Consider the following 18,748-nt stretch of genomic DNA (forward strand, 5'->3'; position numbering starts at 1 on the left):
TTGTTTTTTTTGCAGGATTTTTTATCCTGATAATGAATAAGATAACAATAGCATTGAATTTAATTTGGAGGCTATCGATGCAGCAATATAAGATTCTTGCAATAAACCCAGGCTCGACATCTACTAAAATAGCTGTGTATACAAATGAAAAGATTAATTTTGAACAAGTTATCCGCCATAGTCTTGATGAACTTAAGCCATTTGCAAAAATTTATGACCAGTATGACTACCGGCTTCAACTGGTAGAAAAAGCCCTTGCAGACTATCATGTCGATATGGAAAGTTTGGCGGCTGTTGTTGGCCGCGGTGGCCCGCTTAAGCCACTAGCAAGCGGTACCTATGAAGTTAATGAAACTATGATCGAGGACTTAAAAAGAGGAGTACAAACGGAACATGCCTCAAATTTGGGAGGAATTTTAGCAAAAGGTATTGCTGATCAGGTGAATATCCCCGCTTTTATCGTTGATCCGGTAAGTGTGGATGAACTGCAACCGTTAGCCAGAATCAGCGGTTTACCAGACGTACCTCGCCGCAGCCTGTTTCATGCATTAAATCTAAAGGCCGTTGCGCATAGGGTAGCAAAAGATTTAAATAAAAATTATGATGAGTTAACTTTAATTCTAATTCATCTTGGCAGCGGCATATCTGTCGGCGTACAGAAAAACGGTAAAATGATTGATGTAACCAATCCGAATGACCTAGGACCGTTTTCACCTGAACGTGCTGGTGCGGTACCTTCGTACGGGTTGATTAATTTGTGCTTTTCTGGTAAATATACTATTGAGGATATTAAGAAAAAGCTCATTGGCAATGCCGGTTTGCTGGCTCACCTAGGCACTAGTAACGGACGTGACGTAGAAGACCGTATTGCCGCAGGGGATAGTAAAGCCGCTCTTGTCTATGAAGCAATGGCCTACCAGGTAGCAAAAGAAATTGGTGCCATGGCTACCGTAGTAAACGGACAGGTGGATGGAATTGTGCTTACTGGCGGTTTAGCCTATTCTGCCATGCTGGTAAAAATGATAACCGCTAGGATAAAATTTATCGCTCCGGTTATCGTTTATCCGGGAGAGGATGAGCTTAAAGCACTGGCTGAAGGAGCACTACGGGTATTGCGCGGTGAAGAACAGCCAAAAGTATATAAATAGAGCAGGCAGGAAAATGATATGAATGATAACCACATTATGGTTTTTGTCGGCGAATTTGGCAGCGGCAAAACCGAATTGGCCACTAATTATGCTTTACAACTAAAAGCAGCTGGTGCAGATACTGCCATTGTCGATATTGACTTGGTGAAACCCTACTTTCGTACCAGGGAAAATCAAGAATTATTGGAAAAACACGGCGTCAGGCTTATTGCACCTGATCCCCGCCTGGCACATGCAGATTTACCTGTGTTACCGCATAATTTGGTTGCAGTCTTTGCTCAGACAACCACTAAGGTTATCATGGATGTTGGTGGTGGCGAGTCGGCTATTGTATTGGGCCAACTAAAACGATCTTTTGATCAATATGGTTATCAGGCTTTACTGGTCGTTAACACGCGCCGCCCTTTTACCGGAGATGTTCAAGGTATTATCACGACTCTGGAACGTATTGAACAGGTTTCACGTCTTAGAATTAGCGGCTTGATCAGTAATACCAATGTTGGTTCAGAGACAACGGTCGAGCATATTTATCAGGGATTGACTATTGTTGAGGAAGCCGCCAGCCGTTTATCACTGCCTGTTACCTGGGTGGTAGTACCGGAGTGGATAAAATTGCCGATGAAGGTCAATCCGCCTTTGTTTATTTTAAAGCCGTATACACATTATCCTTGGATGGTGTAACAAAAGGGAAAACCGTGGCTTGCCACGGTTTAAGATTTTCCTTCTGTCAGGATGCTAGTAACGCTCCACTAGTAGAAATTATTGTCTGGCTCTTGCAAGTAACTCCTGTAGAGTTTTATATGTTCTACTCATATTATGCAATTCTATAAGCAATTCTTTAATTTTACCACAAAAATATACGCCGTTATTCGCAATGACTTTCATTGGACGTCCCTCCTTATGGAGGTAGTATATGAATGGTTATGGAAATTTATTCCAAATTATTAGGAGGTAATGCTATGTCGGATTCCCAAACAGATCTTTATGAAAAACCTATAAATTCACAACGATTGTTTGAAGGCAAAATTATTAATGTAAGACGTGACGAGGTGACACTGCCAAATGGCCGAACAGCAACGCGGGAAGTAGTGGAACACCCCGGGGCAGTAGCCATTGTCCCGATAACAAAGGAGGGCAATATTATTTTAGTACGGCAGTTTCGCCATCCGATTGGGCGGGTTATCCTCGAAGTGCCTGCCGGCAAACTTGATCCAGGTGAGAATCCGGAAGCTTGTGCTAGGCGGGAATTAGCTGAAGAAACAGGATTTATGCCCCAAAAATTACAGAAGTTAACGGCTATATATACTACTCCCGGTTTTTCGAATGAAATTATTCATTTATATATGGCGGAAGACCTTATCGACTCAGATAAACTACCTGACGAAGACGAGTTTATCCATACCGAGACTTATTCGCCCGAACAAATCCGCCAAATGATCGCCTCTGGTGAATTATGTGATGCCAAAAGTTTAGTTGCACTTTGTCTGGCTGGAATCTGAGACATGCTTAATCAGTATTTTACCGATCTCCACATTCATGTTGGCATGAGCGAAAGTGGAAAGTGGATTAAGATTCCCACCTCACGTCATTTGACAGTATGCGGAATTCTGGAAGAAGCCGTAGAACAAAAAGGTATGAATATTGTCGGCATTGTTGATGCGTTGTCACCGTTGGTACTGGCTGATATTGAAGCCCTTATCGAAAAAGAGTTGCTCGCGCCTGTTAGTTCCGGCGGGTACATGTATCGGGAAAGTACTCTGCTTATTTTAGGCGCAGAGATTGAAACCCGGGAAGCCAATGGCGGTTTGGCGCATACTCTGGTCTTTATTCCGGATATACAAACAATGTCTTCATTTTCTACATATATGAGCCGGTATATCCGCAACATTAATCTCAGTTCACAAAATGCCCATATGCCTCTGAAACAACTCATTCAAATAGCCGGCAGCTTTGACTCGCTTATTATTCCGGCTCATGTTTTTACTCCTCATAAGAGCCTATATGGCGTTTGCTGTGAGCGATTTTCACATATTCTTTCTGATAAAGAAATGTACAAAATTGCGGCCATTGAATTAGGTCTTAGTGCAGATAGCAATATGGCCGACAGAGTCGGCGAGTTAGCCGAATACACGTTTATAGCCAACTCGGATGCCCACTCACTTGACAAAATTGCTCGCGAATATAATATTTTTTCTATGAGCGAATTATCCTTTGGAGCAATTGCCAAGGCTTTGTCCCGGACAGAGCAAAATCAGGTTATCGCCAATTATGGACTGGATCCCCGACTGGGAAAATATCATCGGACCTTTTGCCAAAAGTGCGGTTTTACCGCTGGTGATGGCCTAATTTATACCTGCCCACAGTGTGGCAGCAGCGTATTAACTAAAGGCGTTTTAGAACGAATTAATGAAATTGCAGATTATATTGAGCCGCATCACCCTGTGCATCGGTCGCAATATTTCTACCAGATCCCACTTGAGTTTATCCCCGGAGTGGGAAAAAAAGTCATGGTTAAACTGCTGCGTGAATTTGATACGGAAATGAATATTTTGCATTACGCGACTTATGAGGCTTTAGCCGGTGTGGCTGGCAGTAAAATTGCCGGTTTGATCATGGAGGCGCGCAGCGGAAATGCGATTATTAGTGCTGGTGGTGGCGGCATATATGGCCGAATGATAGGAACTTAATGGACAAATAGGTCTAACAAGTTTTAGCAAAACATATATTGTAGCAGGTACTGGCAGGGAGGTACATGCATGCTAAAACTTCTTCGCAAGAATACTGCCGATTATATTCGTGCCAACATTGTGGCTTACTTTTTTATGATATTGATCTTTGTTATCGGCGTAGTAATTGGCGCTATGGCTGTTAAGACATTGCCGGATGAACAAAAAGTTGAACTCATCGGCTATTTACGGGTATTCTTTCAGGGACTCGCGGCACGTTCGGAAGGAATCGGTGATACTCACGTTTTATTAACTAGTGTAGTACTTAATAATATTAAAATAATTGGCATTATGTGGCTGCTGGGTTTTACGATTGTTGGCATACCTTTTGTCTTGTTTATGGTATGCTTACGCGGATTTGTCATTGGGTTTACGGTTGGCTTTTTAGTCAATGAGTATGTTATGAAGGGATTATTATTTGCTATTGTTGCCGTACTGCCGCATAATTTTTTGGCCATACCTGCTATTTTAGCGACAGGGGTAGCTGCGACCACCTTTTCTTTAATGTTGGTAAGACGAAAGAGAAATAAAGAGAACCTTTTTTACAATTCAATAGCTTATTCGATATTTTGTTTTACCATGGTAATAATTATGTTGGGTGCGGCTTTAATTGAAGTATATGTTTCACCCGTGTTTATGAAAACAGTTGCTCAATTTTTTGCTCAGTAAAAGGCGGCACAGTATGTGCCGCCTTTTTTTTCTCACTTTCTTTATTAGATTCTTGTAAATAGGATTTTCAAATGATGAATAAACCTACTGCTGGGTGAATAAGTATGATATTAAGTTAAGCCAGAATCCATTAACATTATAGGGTGGGAGGGAAGTACAGACGCATGGTGATAAGAGTTTCATGGCGAAGCATAATTAAGAAATCAAAAATTTACATAAAAATAGCCTTGTTAACGCTTATTATCTTCTACATTCTACCAAAACTAATGACCATGCTTTGGGATTGTACTAATCCAGGTCCGAAAATGCGGGACCAGCATCTATTAGAAAAGCCTTTACGGGTTATGGCTGTTTGTCACATGGCTGACCGTTGCAGTATGACATAGATTAGCAGTTTTTGCAAAAAAGCACGAAAACGTTACAAAACATAGTAGTTAAATAAAGGAAAAGTAAACTTAATGTTGAATAAAGAACCTAGACCAGAAATTGTAAATGTGTTGGCCGGAAATCTGGGAAGAAAAAAGGGTGGTAAATAAAAATGGAATCGTATGTTAATGAATTTATTAACTATCTTGCAGTCGAGCGGGGATTAGCTCAAAATACTCTCGAGTCTTATGGGCGGGATTTAAGACAATTTCACACGTTTTTGCAAAATAGTCAATTAGATTTTATTCGAAACTCGAACCGTGAAACCATCCTAAGCTATCTAAATAATCTTCAAATGAAGGGGCGAGCTGTCTCTACGATATCACGTAATCTGGCGGCGATAAAGTCCTTTTATCAGTATCTTGTCAGGGAACGTCATATCGACAAAGATCCCGCTGTTAATTTGGAGTCACCCAAACTTGAAAAGAAACTGCCTAAGATTCTTACTATTGCCGAGGTGGAAGAGTTGCTAAAACAACCTAATTCGCTTCAGCCTACCGGTCTTAGAGATAAAGCTATGCTGGAGCTATTATATGCTACCGGGATCAGAGTCTCAGAGCTAATCAACCTCAATATTTCCGATGTAAATCTTGATATGGGGTATATTAAATGCTACGGTAAAGGCGCTAAAGAACGGATTGTACCATTAGGTTCAATTGCTGCTAAATGTGTGCAGGAATACATCAATAAAGGACGCTCTAAGCTTGTACGTACTTATGAGGAACCTTCATTGTTCGTGAACCATCATGGCAATCGGCTTACCCGTCAGGGATTTTGGAAAATTATTAAAAAGTATGCAATGGAGGCTAATATCACTAAGGAAATTACTCCGCATACATTAAGACACTCTTTTGCTACACATTTATTGGAAAATGGTGCAGACCTGCGGTCGGTTCAGGAAATGCTTGGGCATGCTGATATCTCAACAACACAAATTTATACCCATGTAACCAAAAACCATTTAAAAGAGGTTTATGACAAAACACATCCTCGCGCATAATAGAATAGAAATGAGAGAATAGCAACCTACATTTTTAGAGGGGTTTTGAAATTTGTTTAAACGTATATTTGTGATTGTACTTGATAGTGTTGGCATTGGAGCTATGCCTGACGCCGTACAGTATGGTGATGCCATGGCAAATACGTTGGTACATATTGCTGAATATAAGGGCGGGCTTAAACTGCCGGTACTGGCTAGTATGGGTTTAGGATTAATTGAGCCTATTGCTGGTGTTCCGCAAGTTCCCCGCCCTATTGCTGCATTCGGGAAAATGGCTGAAATCTCGAAAGGAAAAGATACCACGAGTGGTCACTGGGAGTTAGCCGGTTGTCCATTATTTTCTACTTTTCCCGTATATCCTAACGGTTTTCCAGCTGAAGTCATTGCAGCGTTCACCACCTATACAGGAATGGGTGCCTTAGGCAATAAACCAGCATCCGGTACTGAAATTATTGCTGAAATAGGTGAAGAACATTTACGGACAGGCAAGCCAATCGTATATACTTCCGCCGACAGTGTTTTTCAAATTGCCGCTCATGAAGAAGTAATCCCGCTGGAGCGTTTATATGAAATATGTCAGATTGTTAGAAACAAAGTTTGTATTGGCGAGCATGCGGTTGGACGGATAATTGCCAGGCCTTTTGTCGGTAAACCGGGAAGTTTTGTTCGCACTGCCAATCGTCACGACTATAGCTTACAACCACCAGCACCGACCGTGCTTGATAATTTAAAACAGGCTGGATTCATGGTATGTGGCGTTGGCAAAATCGCCGATATTTATGCTCATCGGGGGCTAACCCAGTCATATCCGACTCAATCGAACAAGCATGGTATGGAAATCGTAACAGAATTGGCACAAAAAGAATGGAATCGTGGTTTAGTTATGGTCAATCTTGTTGAATTCGATAGTGCCTACGGACATCGAAATGATGCGGCAGGTTACGCTCAGGCATTGGAAGAGTTTGATCTGTCTTTGGCTGTTTTAAAAACTGAGCTTACCGATGACGACTTGTTGCTAATAACCGCCGATCATGGGTGTGACCCTACTACAGCAGGAACGGACCATACGCGAGAATATGTACCGATTATAGCTTATCATCACCGATTAATAGAAATCGAAAAAACCGTAAATCTGGGAGTAAGATCAACTTTTGCCGACATGGGAGCTACCATAGCTGCTAATTTTGGTTTACAGCCTCTTGCCTTTGGACAGAGTTTTCTAATAGACCTGATGAGGTGAAGCGATATTGCATATTGTTGATATTATTGCAAAAAAACGTGACGGTATAGAGCTTTCACAATCTGAAATAGATTGGTTAATCAAATCCTATACGAGTGACGCGATTCCCGACTACCAGATGGCAGCTTGGCTGATGGCAGTTTTTTTTCGGGGCATGTCGGATACAGAAACAGCAGCATTGACTATGGCTATGGCTGCATCTGGCGATATGGTTGACTTAAGCCAAGTGCCTGGGGTAAAAGTAGATAAGCATAGTACCGGCGGGGTGGGAGACACTACGACGCTGGTATTAGCGCCCACTGTAGCTGCGGCCGGTGTTCCTGTAGCCAAAATGTCCGGACGTGGCTTGGGGTTTACTGGTGGTACAATTGATAAATTAGAAGCTATTCCGGGTTTTAAAGTTGCCTTGGAATGTAATGAATTTATTGCTAATTTACAAAGACACAATATGGCAATAACCGGCCAAACTGCATCTGTCGCCCCGGCGGATGGCAAGCTTTATTCGCTCAGGGATGTTACGGCTACGGTGGAAAGCATACCGCTTATTGCATCTTCGATAATGAGTAAGAAGATTGCTTCCGGTGCAGATAAGATTATATTAGATGTTAAAGTCGGTAATGGGGCTTTTATGAAAAGTCGGGAAGATGCGATTAAGTTGGCTGAAACCATGGTGCGAATTGGTCAGCTTGTTGACAGAGAGACTGTAGCGATACTAACGAGTATGGAACAACCTTTGGGAATGGCTATTGGCAATAGCCTGGAAATTAAGGAAGCTATTGAAATCTTGCAAGGAAGAGGAGAACCTTTGCTTAAAGAGGTTTGTCTGACAATAGGATCATACATGCTTACATTAGGTGGTAAAGCACAAAACTATGAAGATGGACGTCGACAATTTACTGCTTTACTTGATACCAGGCAAGCTTTGGCTAAATTCGGTGAATTTATTGAAGCGCAAGGTGGAGATTCCTCAATTTTACAAGATACCACTAAATTGCCGCAAGCTCAGTTTATTCAAGAAGTTTATAGTGGACGGTCAGGTTACGTTGCGGCAATTAAAGCCGCACAGATTGGCTATGCGGCCATGCGGTTGGGTGCAGGCCGGGAATATAAAGGACAAACCATTGATTTATCAGCAGGTATTGTTATGCAATGCAGAGTTGGCCAAGCTGTTCAAAAGGGTCAAGCTTTGGCGGTTATTTATACTAATGATAAATCAAAAATTACAGAAGTGGATTTTCTAATCCGGCAGGCTATCTTGTTTGCTGACAAACCTGTTCCTTCTCCACCGCTAATATTGGGAATAGTTGACAAATATGGATTTCATCGTTGACTGGCTTTGCCAGTCAATTTTTTTGTTCGAATTTCCTGTTTAAGCTGTTTTAATCTGGGAAACATAGATTTAAAAGAAAGGAGTGTTTTGATTGATGCGGAAATGTGCGCTGGTTACATTATTGTTGTTTATTTTTTCAGTTACTACAGTTTTTGGTGCCCAGGCGACACCGCCCAAAATACAATCCGGTACGCAACTGGAAACAAGCGCTGTATCAGCTGTGCTTATGGATGAAAATGGCACCCTACTTTATGAAAAAGATGCTCATAAACGATTGCCGCCCGCCAGTGTAACTAAAATTATGACTTTGCTATTAGCGGTGGAAGCTATTGAACAAGGGCGCATCAACATTGCCGACGATGTATACGCCAGTGAGAATGCCTGGCGCCAGGGTGGATCGCAAATATGGCTTGAACCGGGAGAAAAAATGACAGTCAAGGAGATGTTGACGGCCATAGCGGTCGTTAGTGCCAACGACGCAGCCGTAGCGCTTATGGAACATATTTACGGCAGTGAAATCGCGGCTGTGGAAGCTATGAATAAACGGGCTGAGACTCTTGGACTTGCGGATACACATTTTAGCAATGTCAATGGCTTACCGGCACCCAATCATTATATGAGTGCATACGATACTGCGCTAATTGCCAAAGAAGCTGTTACCCATCCATTGTACATGGATATGTGCGGCATCAAAGAAACTTGGTTGCGCAATGGGAAGAACTGGCTTGTTAACACAAATAAGTTACTATGGTGGTATAAAGGTGGCGATGGGCTGAAAACAGGTTGGACTGAAGAAGCAAAGTATTGTTTTGTCGGCACAGCCAAGCGAGATGGACTTCGCCTGATATCGTCCGTATTTGCCACTCCTGAACCACGTTCTCACCTGAGAGAAAGCATGAAATTACTTGATTGGGGATTTGCCAATTTTGTCGCAGTACCCATTGTAAATCAAGGAACCGTGGTGGAACGAATTAAAGTGAACAAAGGTGTTGAAGCAGAAGTCCAATTACTTGCTTCTCAAGATTTAAATCTTATTATCGGCAAAGGTCAAAATAAAAACTTGCAAAAAAAAATAATAGCAGATTCGAGTGTTAATGCACCAATTGATGAAGGACAAAAATGTGGAGAACTTATTGTTCTCAAAGACGGCAAAGAAATAGGTAAAGTTGATTTGCTTGCCGAAAAGACTGTTCCGAAGGCAAGTTTACTGCGAATTTTTCAAAATATGATCACTAATATGTTTAGCATTTCCAACTCATAGAAGGGTAAAATTTTTTAACTGCGGAAAAATTCCGCAGTTTTTTTTAAAATATTTGGCAGGAAAATATTTCCTTTTACCGAATTAGCAATATAAAATAAGTAACTAGGGGGTTGTGTTGTTGAAAGTCGATACATATATGAAGCAAGGAGTCCTAATTGTAAAAATTGATGGTGAATTGGATGTTTGTGGAGCTAACGAATTTCGTACTTACGTTGACGAGGCACTGGATATGACAGGGGCTAAACATATTTTACTGGATATGCAAGCTGTTGGTTTCATTGATAGTTCAGGAGTGGGCGCTATCCTTGGTCGGTATAAGCGTATTGCGCAAAACGGAGGTAAGCTGTTTGTTGTGAACCTTGAACCACATAGCAAGCGGATATTCGAATTAGCTGGATTATTGAAAGTGTTGACAGTATATCAGTCTGAAGAGCAGGCACTAGAACTATTATAGGGAGGGTAGACAATGGGGACGCACATAAAAAATCAAGTAAAGTTATCACTTCTAAGTATCAACGAAAATGTGAGTTTCGCCAGGGCGGCAGCAGCCGCTTTTTCGGCTCAGGTAGATTTGACAATTACAGACATTGATGAGATTAAGGTAGCTGTTTCAGAAGCGGTATCGAACGCCGTTATTCATGGCTATGGCGGCAATAATCATAAACAAAATTTTATTGAATTAGTTATGAACTTATATCGTGACAAACTGGAATTTTTCATTATTGATTTTGGGAAAGGAATTGCCAATATTGAAGAGGCCCGCCAGCCTTCATTTTCTAGCGACCCGGAACGTATGGGGCTAGGGTTTGTTTTTATGGATTCTTTCATGGATGAACTGGAGATTATTTCAAAACTGGGGCAGGGTACAACAGTGAAGATGGTTAAATTGCTTGTACCAAGCACAGAGCACTAGGTGCCAATATGCTCACAGAAGAAGAATTTAAAAGTTTGTTAAGCAAGGCACAGTCTCCTGACTTATCCAGCAGTGAGGAAGCCAAAGAACGTATTCTGGAAGCTAACCTGAATTTGGTGAGAAGCATTGTTCATCGTTTTTCCAACCGTGGCTATGAATGGGATGATTTATTTCAGATCGGTTGTATTGGTCTCTTAAAAGCCATTGAACGTTTTAATCTTGAATTTAGTGTCAAATTCTCTACTTATGCCGTACCTATGATTATTGGCGAGATTCGCAGATTTATTCGTGATGATAATCCGGTTAAAGTCAGCCGTCCTTTAAAAGAACTCGCTTATCGGGTTCACAAAACACAGGAAAGATTACAAGGAGCATTAGGCAGGGAGCCAACAATAACTGAAATCGCCAGAGAACTTTCACTTGCTCCCCAGGAAATTGTATCTGCCCTGGAAGCCGTTCAACCGCAGCTCTCTTTGTACGAACAAACATTTCAGAGCGACAGTGGTGATACGATTCATCTATTAGACCAGCTTATGCTGGCAGACGGACAGGATAATAATTATTTTGACAAGTTAGCTTTGCGGGAAGTAATAGCCCGCTTGCCTGTGAAGGAACGAACTGTTATTTATTTACGTTTTTTTGCCGATAAGACCCAGGCTGAGATTGCCGCATTAATCGGCCTATCGCAAGTGCAGGTATCAAGAATAGAAAAGCAAGCGTTGAAAATAATTAGAGAATTGCTCCAGACCTCATAAATGTGATGAGGTCTGGTTTTATTTTATTATCAGCAGTTATTTTGGACATAATAAAACCAGAGGTGATAGTAATGGATCGAAGTATTGGTAATGTTAAAGTAAAAGGCATTATTTACCTGATCATACTATTCATGATGGTAGCCGGCAGTACGGCTGCCTGGCTGTATTTTGGTTCTGATATCCCCAAAAAAGCACCGCTTAGAGCAAAACAAGTTTTTCTTTGGCATAACAATCAGAATAATGCACACACTATCATTGTCAACGATCACATCATTTCAGGGGGGTAATAACATGGTTGTAAAAGTAATTGAACTGGTAGGAACTTCCCGACATAATTGGACAGATGCGGTGGATAATGCTATTTTAGAAGCTTCTAAAACTGTTGACGACATTCTGGGCGTTGAGGTTACTAATTTTACGGCCAATGTAGGCAATGGGCATATTGCCGAATACAAAGCTGATGTAAAGATTGCTTTCCAGGTTCACCACTAAAATTCCTTGAACATAAAAGAAAGACACCTTATGTGGTGTCTTTTCTTGTTATATCACTTGTACTATGCGGCTTACCTTGAAACTAAATCATATCAATGAATGAATCTGTTTCTCAATGGCTACAATAAAAGCAGCAAACTCCAGTACAAACTTTTCTTAAATATTTTATAAGCAATTGGAGGTGGCGCATTGTTTAACAGTCAAGCCAGTGATGCTGAACAACAGAAATATCAGGAAAAATTTGATCAATTGAAACCCAAAACTCCCATACTGAAAAATATTATATGGGCTTTTATTGTGGGGGGATTAATTTGTGTTTTAGGACAATTTTTTCTTAATTATTTTGTAAGTCTGGGATTAAGTAAGAACGAGGCTGGTGGCCCTACTTCCCTAGCACTGATCTTTTTAAGTGAATTTTTTACCGGCTTGGGTGTCTACGACGAGCTGGGACGCAAGGCAGGAGCTGGATCAATAGTACCAATTACTGGCTTTGCCAACTCCGTTGTCGCTCCGGCTATGGAGTTTAAGCGCGAAGGATATGTTTTCGGGATAGGGGCTAAAATGTTTACTATAGCCGGTCCGGTCCTGGTATATGGTATTTCAACAGCTGTACTTATTGGTTTTATTTATTGGTTACGTTTATAAAGAGAGGGGGATACTATGAATAAAAAAAAATGCGGACAGCAAAGTATTCTTTTTGCGTCGCCGCCAGTCATAACCAGTACGGCCAATATTGTGGGGCCAATGGAAGGAGATGGGCTTCTAACTGAGTTCTATGACCGGATTCTTGAAGATAACCTTGATAATAATTCCAGTTGGGAAAAATGTGAGTCCAGCATGATGGAATGGGCGATAAAAACAGCAATAACTAGAGAAAATAGTGCGACAAATGATATTGATTATGTTTTGGCAGGCGACTTACTTAACCAGCTAATGAGTACGCATTTTGCGGTCAGGGGAATTGGTCGTCCTTTTTTAGGCCTGTATGGCGCATGCTCAACACTGGCAGAAGGCATGTTAATCGGCTCTACACTTATTGATGGGGGATTTGCCAGTAAAATCGTTACCGCTGTTTCCAGTCACCATGATACTGCGGAACGGCAGTATCGTTTTCCTACCGAGCAGGGCGTCCAGCGGCCGATGGTATCGCAATGGACGGTGACTGGCTCGGGTGCCGTAGTCATCTCTTCTGCCGGAAACGGTCCACGAATTACTGCGGCAACAGTGGGAAAAATAGTAGATATAGGAATGCAGGATCCTAACGCTATGGGGGCAGCGATGGCACCGGCTGCTGCCGATACGTTATGGCATCATTTTGAAGATACGGGTCGGCAGCCTAATTATTATGACATGATTTATACCGGCGATTTAGGAAGCGTCGGTAAAGCTTTGGTTATTGAATTATTCAAAGAAAAGAATATTGATTTGTCTACAAATTATGAAGATTGTGGTTGTATGATATTCCGGGAAGACCAGGACGCTCACGCCGGTGCCAGCGGTTGCGCCAGCTCAGGTATAGTCTTCACAGGCTATATTTACCAACTGCTTATGCAGCAAAAACTTCGTAAGATTTTGCTGGTAGGTACGGGTAGTTTGCATAGTACGACATCTTATCAACAAAAAGAATCCATTCCCTGCATTGCGCATGCTGTAGCAGTGGAAGGGTAAAGGAGGAGTTTTGGGTTGCAGGCATATCTAATGGCTTTTGTTATCGGTGGGTTAATTTGCGTACTTGGACAACTACTCATGGATTTAACCCCGCTTACACCTGCTCACGTGTTGGTGCTTTTTGTTGTTTTAGGTGGTGTTTTAAGTGGCTTAGGGTGGTACCAGCCACTTATTGATATTGGTGGTGCCGGGGCAACTGTTCCCCTCCCCGGTTTTGGACATTCTTTAGTCTCCGGCACTATCGAGGAAATAAATAAAGTAGGATTCTGGGGGATTTTTAGTGGAGGCTTTAAAGCTACTGCAACAGGAGTTACAGCTGCGGTATTTTTTGGCCTTGTAATCGCGATAGTATTTAATCCAAAAGGGTAGGTAAAAATGTTAGCAATAGATATTGTCGGCTTACTGATATCGATATGTTTAGTTAGTATACGATACCCCCATTATGCTTTTATGGCTGCCATGGTCAATGTTCTGGGGCAAATTATTACCGCTGTTTTATTTACAGGCAATGTTGAAAAATTTATTACGGCAGGAGTTTTTAGTTCAGCCGAAGTTACAAACTTAGGCGGATTAAAGACGATCCTTTTTACTTTTAGTGGACCTATAACTAATTTTTTACTTAGTAAAATGGCGGGTGGGGTAGAATTTGTGAGCACAGCTAATATAGTCAACCCATTTGCGGTTTTAAAACATCCTTTAGCTGTAATAAATTTAAGATTTGCGGTAGTCTCATTCCTACTAGGTTTATGCCAACTTCTTTAATACGAATAGAAAGAAGAAATCACTAAGAAGTCGATTTGCTTATAAATTATGGGGTGATTTAATATGCCAAAACGAGTTTCAAGTAAAATTGCCAGTTATATTAAGCCTAATCAATTACAACCACAATCGACTAATTCGCAGGGAGTTGTAGACTTATTACAAAAAATAAATCAAAAACTGGAAAATCTGCAAAATTCTCTCGTTACAGGTAATTCAGATAATCAGTCACGACAAGAAATTCAGCCCCCAATTTACCAATCGCAACAAAAGGAAGGACTAAACGCTCCACAATCAGACGCCGATGTATCGCAAGAATTAAGAAACTTGTTTAGCTCTTTACTCACACAAGAAAAACAGCAAAACACGCTGCCAAACAATGGGAATATGGAGCAACAGAATTTGGCGCAAAACCAGAGCCAGCAACAAAATCAAGCGGCAGAGCAGGGGAATAATCAAAATAACTCTATTACTGTGCAAACGGCTGCACAAGTATTGGCGCAAGCACAATATGAGCTTTCTAATGAGTTAGAAGCGAGCCTGCAAAAGCTGAAACAGGTAATCAGCGAGAGTGAAAAAATTGCCAACAAAATAAGTAATTTGTTAGGAGAAGAAAATAACCAGCAGCAGTGAGGTGGATAAGTTGGGCAATGATACCGCATCTGACAAAAAAATTCGCGTTATTCTTGTTACCGATGGTGATAAGGTAGCTCAGCAAGCAGTTGAAACTATTGCTTCTTCATTAAGGTTAAGGTGTATTTCGGCTTCCGCAGGCAATCCAACCCCTATTAGCGGGAAAAAAATTGTTGAATTATTAAAAACTGTGCCTTATGATCCAGTACTGGTTATGTTTGACGATAAAGGACGTTGCGAAAAAGCGGCAGGCGAGCGGGCACTTGAATATGTCGCCAATCACCCTGACATTGAAGTACTTGGGGCTATAGCCGTGGCGTCTAATACTACAGGTATCACAGGAGTTCACGCAGATGCATGTATTGATTGTCAAGGGCATGTCATAGACATGTCTGTTGATAAAAAAGGGGAAATTAAGAACAACAACAATTGCGACTGTAAGCCGGTAATAACCGGTGATACGGTTGATGTTCTCAATGATGTTAACATACCTGTTATTATCGGTGTAGGTGATATCGGGAAAATGGATAAACATGATGACTTAAGTCGTGGGGCACCCATTACCAAAAGGGCAATAGAAGAGATATTGAAACGGAGTGGTGTGACTTATGGCAAATGAAAAAACAATTGCCAAAGAACTTGATACTAATATAAATTATATTAAAGATAAGCTTGGAGTTGGCGAAAGTTTTGATATCATATTTCGTGAATATAAAGTAGGCCGGAAACGCGCGGCTTCATTTTCCATCAACGGTATGACCAATGACGTTGTTTTAGCCAATGTGTTGGAAGAATTGACTGCCTATAACCAGGAAGAGTTATCCATAAATACTATGGAAAAGCTTTTTTATTCACGCGCAACCCACTCGCAAGTCAAATTAGTAGAAAATATGAATGATGCGATAACCAGCCTTTTGTCAGGTGAAATGCTTTTCTTTGTGGAAGGTTCAGATCAAGTAATGGTTATCGATGCTCGTTCTTATCCTATCCGTACTCCTGCCGAATCTAATATTGAAAAGGTTACAAGAGGATCACGCGATTCTTTTGTTGAAACAATTGTATTTAATACGGCATTAATCCGCAGACGATTACGCGATCCTAACCTTAGGTTTGAAATAATAAAGGTTGGTACACGTTCGCAATGCGATATTGCAATTTGTTATATTAAAGATATTACGAATACGCAATTGATTGCCACTGTTAAAGATAGGCTTAATAACATTAATATTGACGGTGTACCTATGGCAGAAAAGGCAATCGAAGAGTATATTGTCAAGGGAAGCAAATGGAATCCTTTACCGCGAGTACGCTATACAGAACGCCCGGATGTAGCGGCAGTACACCTGCTAGAGGGGCATGTCTGCATAATTGTCGATACTTCACCTAACATTATGATTCTGCCAACTACCTTGTGGCATCATGTCCAACATGTTGAAGAATTTCACCAGAATGTAATTATCGGTTCCTATTTGCGATTAATTAGGCTGGCAGGTGTATTATTGTCATTAATTTTACCGCCGCTCTGGCTGGCAATGGTATTAAACCGTCATTTATTGCCTGAATCGTTGGCTTTTCTTGGCCCGAGGGATCCGGGAATTATACCTATCGGTATCCAATTCCTTTTGGCCGAATTTGGAGTTGAATTAGTTAGAATGGCTACCGTACACGTTCCCACAGCACAATCCACTGCTCTTGGTTTTATTGGGGCCTTTATGCTGGGCGATATAGCTACTAAAGTAGGGTTGTTTGGTAATGAAACTATATTTTACACTGCGGTAGCTGCTGTGGGTGCTTTTGCCACACCCAGCATGGAATTTGCGATGGCAATCCGGCTCTTCCGGGCCATTATTATTGTCCTTGTCATGTTTTTTAAACTGCCGGGTTTGGCAGGTGGTTTAGCAGGAGTATTTTTATTGATGCTTACAACAAAATCGTTTAATATTCCTTATTTATGGCCAGCGTTGCCCTTTAATTTCAGTGCAATGAAAGATGTCTTATTTCGTCTGCCTATTCCTAATAAAATTTTGCGGCCTGCCGTACTCAAGCCTCAAGATCAGGACCGGCTTGAAAGTGGCGGTGTGCAAGAAAACGATACTAAAAACAAAAAAAATAAAGAGAAATAAGGAAATGCCGCCCGATACACGGGCGGCGTTTTAATAGGTAACTTTATTTGCCCCTGAAAAAATCACGGATGCGTCCCATGCTTTCATTAATGCTAGCTAGCTGCTCTTGGAACGCTCCTTTGTTTTCCGCATTAACGGCATCTTTCATTTGATTGACTGTGGAATGAGTCTTCGTAACTTCTCCTAAAATGCCAACCTGCTCCATACTTGGCTTAACTTTCTCCCAGGTACCCTGCAGTTCTTTTACCTTGGCGGCAGCTTTTACCCAGTCTTTGTCCTCAACAAAAAAACTTACATTGCGAATCCCGTTATCAACCGCAATAATATCAGCAATGGGAGAAAGTTTATAGGATTTACCGATATCGCTTACACTACCCATAAACTTATTTAGATTTTCATACGAATCTGTTATTTTTTTGTTGTTGACAGCAGCAGTAAGTTTTTGTATTCCTTCATCGCCTTCTTTAACACCTTTTTTATCGCCGACTGCCGTTTTAACTTGTTGCCATAAAGATTGAAGATTAATAAGTCCAGCCTGCGCTTGCGACCAATCTTCTTTATTAATCCCCTCAAAAACAACACCGGCGGTTGCTTCTAGATCATACAGTTCGGCAGGAGCTGAAAAAAATCTTTCCATAAAGGGTGGATTCGGTTTGGATTCCACCGGTTTGCCTGCAGGGCCTGTTTCTGGTTTGGGGGCTGGTTTCGCTAACCCAGACAAGAATGAACAGCCGGATAAAAAACAGGTTAGAATCAAAAAAGCCGTGATTAATTTTACCGGAATCGCTCTTCGCATGTAGAAAATACCTCCCTTAAGTTTGACAAAACACTGTTTATTATGCTGCTTATGTTTATTCTGGACAATTTTATTGATTTTAGTATACAAATAATCAGCTATTTCGTTTTGCTTTTTACTACTTTTTTAGTATAATTTAGTAGTATATCAATGAAAGTACTAAGGAGGCTATCATTTGTTTGGTTTTGACGCCGATATGATTTTTCGGATTCCGGCTCTTTTAATTGCACTTACTGTACACGAATATGCTCACGCTAAAGCTGCTGTCGCTTTAGGTGATCCTACACCAAGATTTATGGGGCGCTTAACGCTTAATCCAATTGCTCACTTAGATCCGTTAGGCCTTCTCATGTTGTGGCTATTCAAATTTGGCTGGGCAAAACCAGTACCTATCAATCCCAGCTATTTTAAAAATTATCGCCAGGGAATGTTATTTGTAGCCCTGGCAGGACCGCTGTCAAATATGTTGCTAGCCCTTTTAACAGCTTTTCTTATTGTGATTTTGGCTAAGATGCAGCTTTTAGGAGGAGAATGGATTAAGGTTTTGCAGTTGACCTATAGCTATAATATTCTTTTGGCTATTTTTAATTTGGTGCCAATACCGCCGCTAGATGGTTCCAAAATACTTTCCAGCATACTTCCCGGGCAACAGGGACGCATATTTGAGCAAATGGAACAGTTTGGCCCGTTTATATTAATGGCACTTGTTTATATTGGGGTTATTGGTATGATTACGTATCCATTGGAAAGAGGCCTAGCCTATGTGATTAATACAATAGTTATGACAATTTTGTAACAGGAGGAGATAT

At 41.1% G+C, this 18,748-nt stretch carries 24 protein-coding genes; 22 read left to right on the forward strand and 2 right to left on the reverse strand.

The annotated features are described in order from the left end of the window. The first annotated feature begins 77 nt into the window (after positions 1-77). Together buk and BLR65_RS00165 are read left to right on the forward strand one after the other, a co-directional pair. Positions 78-1,148 carry a butyrate kinase gene (gene buk / locus BLR65_RS00160; protein ID WP_093791255.1) on the forward strand — a complete coding sequence of 357 codons (1,071 nt, stop codon included), beginning with the start codon at positions 78-80 and terminating at the stop codon, positions 1,146-1,148. 18 nt (positions 1,149-1,166) lie between these two features. After that, entirely contained in the window at positions 1,167-1,829 is a 663-nt protein-coding gene (locus BLR65_RS00165; RefSeq protein ID WP_093791257.1) for a nucleotide-binding protein, read from the forward strand. A 78-nt stretch (positions 1,830-1,907) separates the two neighbouring features. Here the strand turns inward: BLR65_RS00165 and BLR65_RS31265 are convergent, their stop codons facing one another. Continuing rightward, positions 1,908-2,033, reverse strand: a complete 126-nt coding sequence (locus BLR65_RS31265; protein ID WP_281241467.1) for a hypothetical protein — start codon at positions 2,031-2,033, stop codon at positions 1,908-1,910. Positions 2,034-2,107: 74 nt separating this feature from the next. Between BLR65_RS31265 and BLR65_RS00170 the strand changes: the two genes are divergently transcribed. From BLR65_RS00170 to BLR65_RS00265, 19 genes are all read left to right on the forward strand, one after another. Beyond that, positions 2,108-2,647, forward strand: coding sequence for an NUDIX domain-containing protein (locus BLR65_RS00170; protein ID WP_093791984.1), 540 nt, complete (start codon positions 2,108-2,110; stop codon positions 2,645-2,647). 3 nt (positions 2,648-2,650) lie between these two features. Next, positions 2,651-3,835: an endonuclease Q family protein gene (locus BLR65_RS00175; RefSeq protein ID WP_093791259.1), complete on the forward strand. Its 1,185-nt coding sequence runs from the start codon at positions 2,651-2,653 to the stop codon at positions 3,833-3,835. A gap of 69 nt (positions 3,836-3,904) precedes the next feature. Beyond that, positions 3,905-4,543, forward strand: a complete 639-nt coding sequence (gene spoIIM, locus BLR65_RS00180; RefSeq protein WP_093791261.1) for a stage II sporulation protein M — start codon at positions 3,905-3,907, stop codon at positions 4,541-4,543. Between the two features lie 538 nt (positions 4,544-5,081). Continuing rightward, positions 5,082-5,969 carry a site-specific tyrosine recombinase XerD gene (gene xerD / locus BLR65_RS00190; RefSeq protein WP_093791265.1) on the forward strand — a complete coding sequence of 296 codons (888 nt, stop codon included), beginning with the start codon at positions 5,082-5,084 and terminating at the stop codon, positions 5,967-5,969. A 52-nt stretch (positions 5,970-6,021) separates the two neighbouring features. Continuing rightward, positions 6,022-7,209: a phosphopentomutase gene (locus BLR65_RS00195; RefSeq protein WP_093791267.1), complete on the forward strand. Its 1,188-nt coding sequence runs from the start codon at positions 6,022-6,024 to the stop codon at positions 7,207-7,209. A gap of 7 nt (positions 7,210-7,216) precedes the next feature. After that, positions 7,217-8,539, forward strand: coding sequence for a pyrimidine-nucleoside phosphorylase (locus BLR65_RS00200; protein ID WP_093791269.1), 1,323 nt, complete (start codon positions 7,217-7,219; stop codon positions 8,537-8,539). Positions 8,540-8,633: 94 nt separating this feature from the next. Then, positions 8,634-9,800 carry a D-alanyl-D-alanine carboxypeptidase family protein gene (locus tag BLR65_RS00205; RefSeq protein ID WP_093791271.1) on the forward strand — a complete coding sequence of 389 codons (1,167 nt, stop codon included), beginning with the start codon at positions 8,634-8,636 and terminating at the stop codon, positions 9,798-9,800. Between the two features lie 112 nt (positions 9,801-9,912). After that, entirely contained in the window at positions 9,913-10,254 is a 342-nt protein-coding gene (locus BLR65_RS00210) for an STAS domain-containing protein (RefSeq protein ID WP_245692239.1), read from the forward strand. A 12-nt stretch (positions 10,255-10,266) separates the two neighbouring features. Further along, positions 10,267-10,713 carry an anti-sigma F factor gene (gene spoIIAB, locus BLR65_RS00215; RefSeq protein WP_093791275.1) on the forward strand — a complete coding sequence of 149 codons (447 nt, stop codon included), beginning with the start codon at positions 10,267-10,269 and terminating at the stop codon, positions 10,711-10,713. Positions 10,714-10,721: 8 nt separating this feature from the next. Next, positions 10,722-11,468 carry a SigF/SigG family RNA polymerase sporulation sigma factor gene (locus tag BLR65_RS00220; protein WP_093791277.1) on the forward strand — a complete coding sequence of 249 codons (747 nt, stop codon included), beginning with the start codon at positions 10,722-10,724 and terminating at the stop codon, positions 11,466-11,468. Between the two features lie 71 nt (positions 11,469-11,539). After that, positions 11,540-11,755, forward strand: a complete 216-nt coding sequence (locus tag BLR65_RS00225) for a hypothetical protein (protein WP_093791279.1) — start codon at positions 11,540-11,542, stop codon at positions 11,753-11,755. A gap of 4 nt (positions 11,756-11,759) precedes the next feature. Beyond that, a complete protein-coding gene (locus BLR65_RS00230) occupies positions 11,760-11,960 on the forward strand; it encodes a dodecin family protein (protein WP_093791281.1) in 201 nt (66 codons plus the stop codon). 189 nt (positions 11,961-12,149) lie between these two features. After that, complete coding sequence (gene spoVAC, locus BLR65_RS00235) at positions 12,150-12,605, forward strand: stage V sporulation protein AC (RefSeq protein ID WP_169716863.1); 456 nt, start codon at positions 12,150-12,152, stop codon at positions 12,603-12,605. Positions 12,606-12,620: 15 nt separating this feature from the next. After that, a complete protein-coding gene (spoVAD, locus tag BLR65_RS00240) occupies positions 12,621-13,628 on the forward strand; it encodes a stage V sporulation protein AD (RefSeq protein WP_093791284.1) in 1,008 nt (335 codons plus the stop codon). 30 nt (positions 13,629-13,658) lie between these two features. Beyond that, on the forward strand, positions 13,659-13,997 hold the full coding sequence (spoVAE, locus tag BLR65_RS00245) for a stage V sporulation protein AE (RefSeq protein ID WP_093791986.1): 339 nt from the start codon (positions 13,659-13,661) through the stop codon (positions 13,995-13,997). 81 nt (positions 13,998-14,078) lie between these two features. Further along, positions 14,079-14,390 (forward strand): hypothetical protein, encoded by a 312-nt coding sequence (locus BLR65_RS00250; protein WP_218130609.1) that lies wholly within the window; start codon positions 14,079-14,081, stop codon positions 14,388-14,390. A gap of 63 nt (positions 14,391-14,453) precedes the next feature. After that, complete coding sequence (locus tag BLR65_RS00255) at positions 14,454-15,020, forward strand: hypothetical protein (RefSeq protein ID WP_093791288.1); 567 nt, start codon at positions 14,454-14,456, stop codon at positions 15,018-15,020. A 10-nt stretch (positions 15,021-15,030) separates the two neighbouring features. Continuing rightward, positions 15,031-15,639 (forward strand): stage V sporulation protein SpoVABEA, encoded by a 609-nt coding sequence (spoVAEA, locus tag BLR65_RS00260; protein WP_093791988.1) that lies wholly within the window; start codon positions 15,031-15,033, stop codon positions 15,637-15,639. Next, on the forward strand, positions 15,629-17,143 hold the full coding sequence (locus BLR65_RS00265; protein WP_093791290.1) for a spore germination protein: 1,515 nt from the start codon (positions 15,629-15,631) through the stop codon (positions 17,141-17,143). Before spoVAEA ends, BLR65_RS00265 begins: the two co-directional genes overlap by 11 nt. 43 nt (positions 17,144-17,186) lie before the next feature. Here BLR65_RS00265 and BLR65_RS00270 read toward each other — a convergent pair whose 3' ends face one another. Next, positions 17,187-17,939, reverse strand: coding sequence for a hypothetical protein (locus tag BLR65_RS00270; protein ID WP_093791292.1), 753 nt, complete (start codon positions 17,937-17,939; stop codon positions 17,187-17,189). A gap of 175 nt (positions 17,940-18,114) precedes the next feature. Between BLR65_RS00270 and BLR65_RS00275 the strand changes: the two genes are divergently transcribed. Next, a complete protein-coding gene (locus tag BLR65_RS00275) occupies positions 18,115-18,735 on the forward strand; it encodes a site-2 protease family protein (protein ID WP_093791294.1) in 621 nt (206 codons plus the stop codon). The last annotated feature ends 13 nt before the right edge of the window (positions 18,736-18,748 follow it).

Source organism: Sporomusa acidovorans, from assembly GCF_900101845.1.
Classification (GTDB): domain Bacteria; phylum Bacillota; class Negativicutes; order Sporomusales; family Sporomusaceae; genus Sporomusa; species Sporomusa acidovorans.

Coding starts and splice junctions, on each gene's coding strand:
- spoVAD (WP_093791284.1), top strand. CDS start 12,621: ATGAATAAAAAAAAATGCGGACAGCAAAGTATTCTTTTTGCGTCGCCG.
- BLR65_RS31265 (WP_281241467.1), bottom strand. CDS start 2,033: ATGAAAGTCATTGCGAATAACGGCGTATATTTTTGTGGTAAAATTAAA.
- BLR65_RS00205 (WP_093791271.1), top strand. CDS start 8,634: ATGCGGAAATGTGCGCTGGTTACATTATTGTTGTTTATTTTTTCAGTT.
- BLR65_RS00165 (WP_093791257.1), top strand. CDS start 1,167: ATGAATGATAACCACATTATGGTTTTTGTCGGCGAATTTGGCAGCGGC.
- buk (WP_093791255.1), top strand. CDS start 78: ATGCAGCAATATAAGATTCTTGCAATAAACCCAGGCTCGACATCTACT.
- spoVAE (WP_093791986.1), top strand. CDS start 13,659: ATGGCTTTTGTTATCGGTGGGTTAATTTGCGTACTTGGACAACTACTC.
- xerD (WP_093791265.1), top strand. CDS start 5,082: ATGGAATCGTATGTTAATGAATTTATTAACTATCTTGCAGTCGAGCGG.
- BLR65_RS00265 (WP_093791290.1), top strand. CDS start 15,629: ATGGCAAATGAAAAAACAATTGCCAAAGAACTTGATACTAATATAAAT.
- BLR65_RS00270 (WP_093791292.1), bottom strand. CDS start 17,939: ATGCGAAGAGCGATTCCGGTAAAATTAATCACGGCTTTTTTGATTCTA.
- BLR65_RS00230 (WP_093791281.1), top strand. CDS start 11,760: ATGGTTGTAAAAGTAATTGAACTGGTAGGAACTTCCCGACATAATTGG.
- BLR65_RS00220 (WP_093791277.1), top strand. CDS start 10,722: ATGCTCACAGAAGAAGAATTTAAAAGTTTGTTAAGCAAGGCACAGTCT.
- spoIIM (WP_093791261.1), top strand. CDS start 3,905: ATGCTAAAACTTCTTCGCAAGAATACTGCCGATTATATTCGTGCCAAC.
- BLR65_RS00255 (WP_093791288.1), top strand. CDS start 14,454: ATGCCAAAACGAGTTTCAAGTAAAATTGCCAGTTATATTAAGCCTAAT.
- BLR65_RS00225 (WP_093791279.1), top strand. CDS start 11,540: ATGGATCGAAGTATTGGTAATGTTAAAGTAAAAGGCATTATTTACCTG.
- spoIIAB (WP_093791275.1), top strand. CDS start 10,267: ATGGGGACGCACATAAAAAATCAAGTAAAGTTATCACTTCTAAGTATC.
- BLR65_RS00250 (WP_218130609.1), top strand. CDS start 14,079: ATGGCTGCCATGGTCAATGTTCTGGGGCAAATTATTACCGCTGTTTTA.
- BLR65_RS00175 (WP_093791259.1), top strand. CDS start 2,651: ATGCTTAATCAGTATTTTACCGATCTCCACATTCATGTTGGCATGAGC.
- BLR65_RS00170 (WP_093791984.1), top strand. CDS start 2,108: ATGTCGGATTCCCAAACAGATCTTTATGAAAAACCTATAAATTCACAA.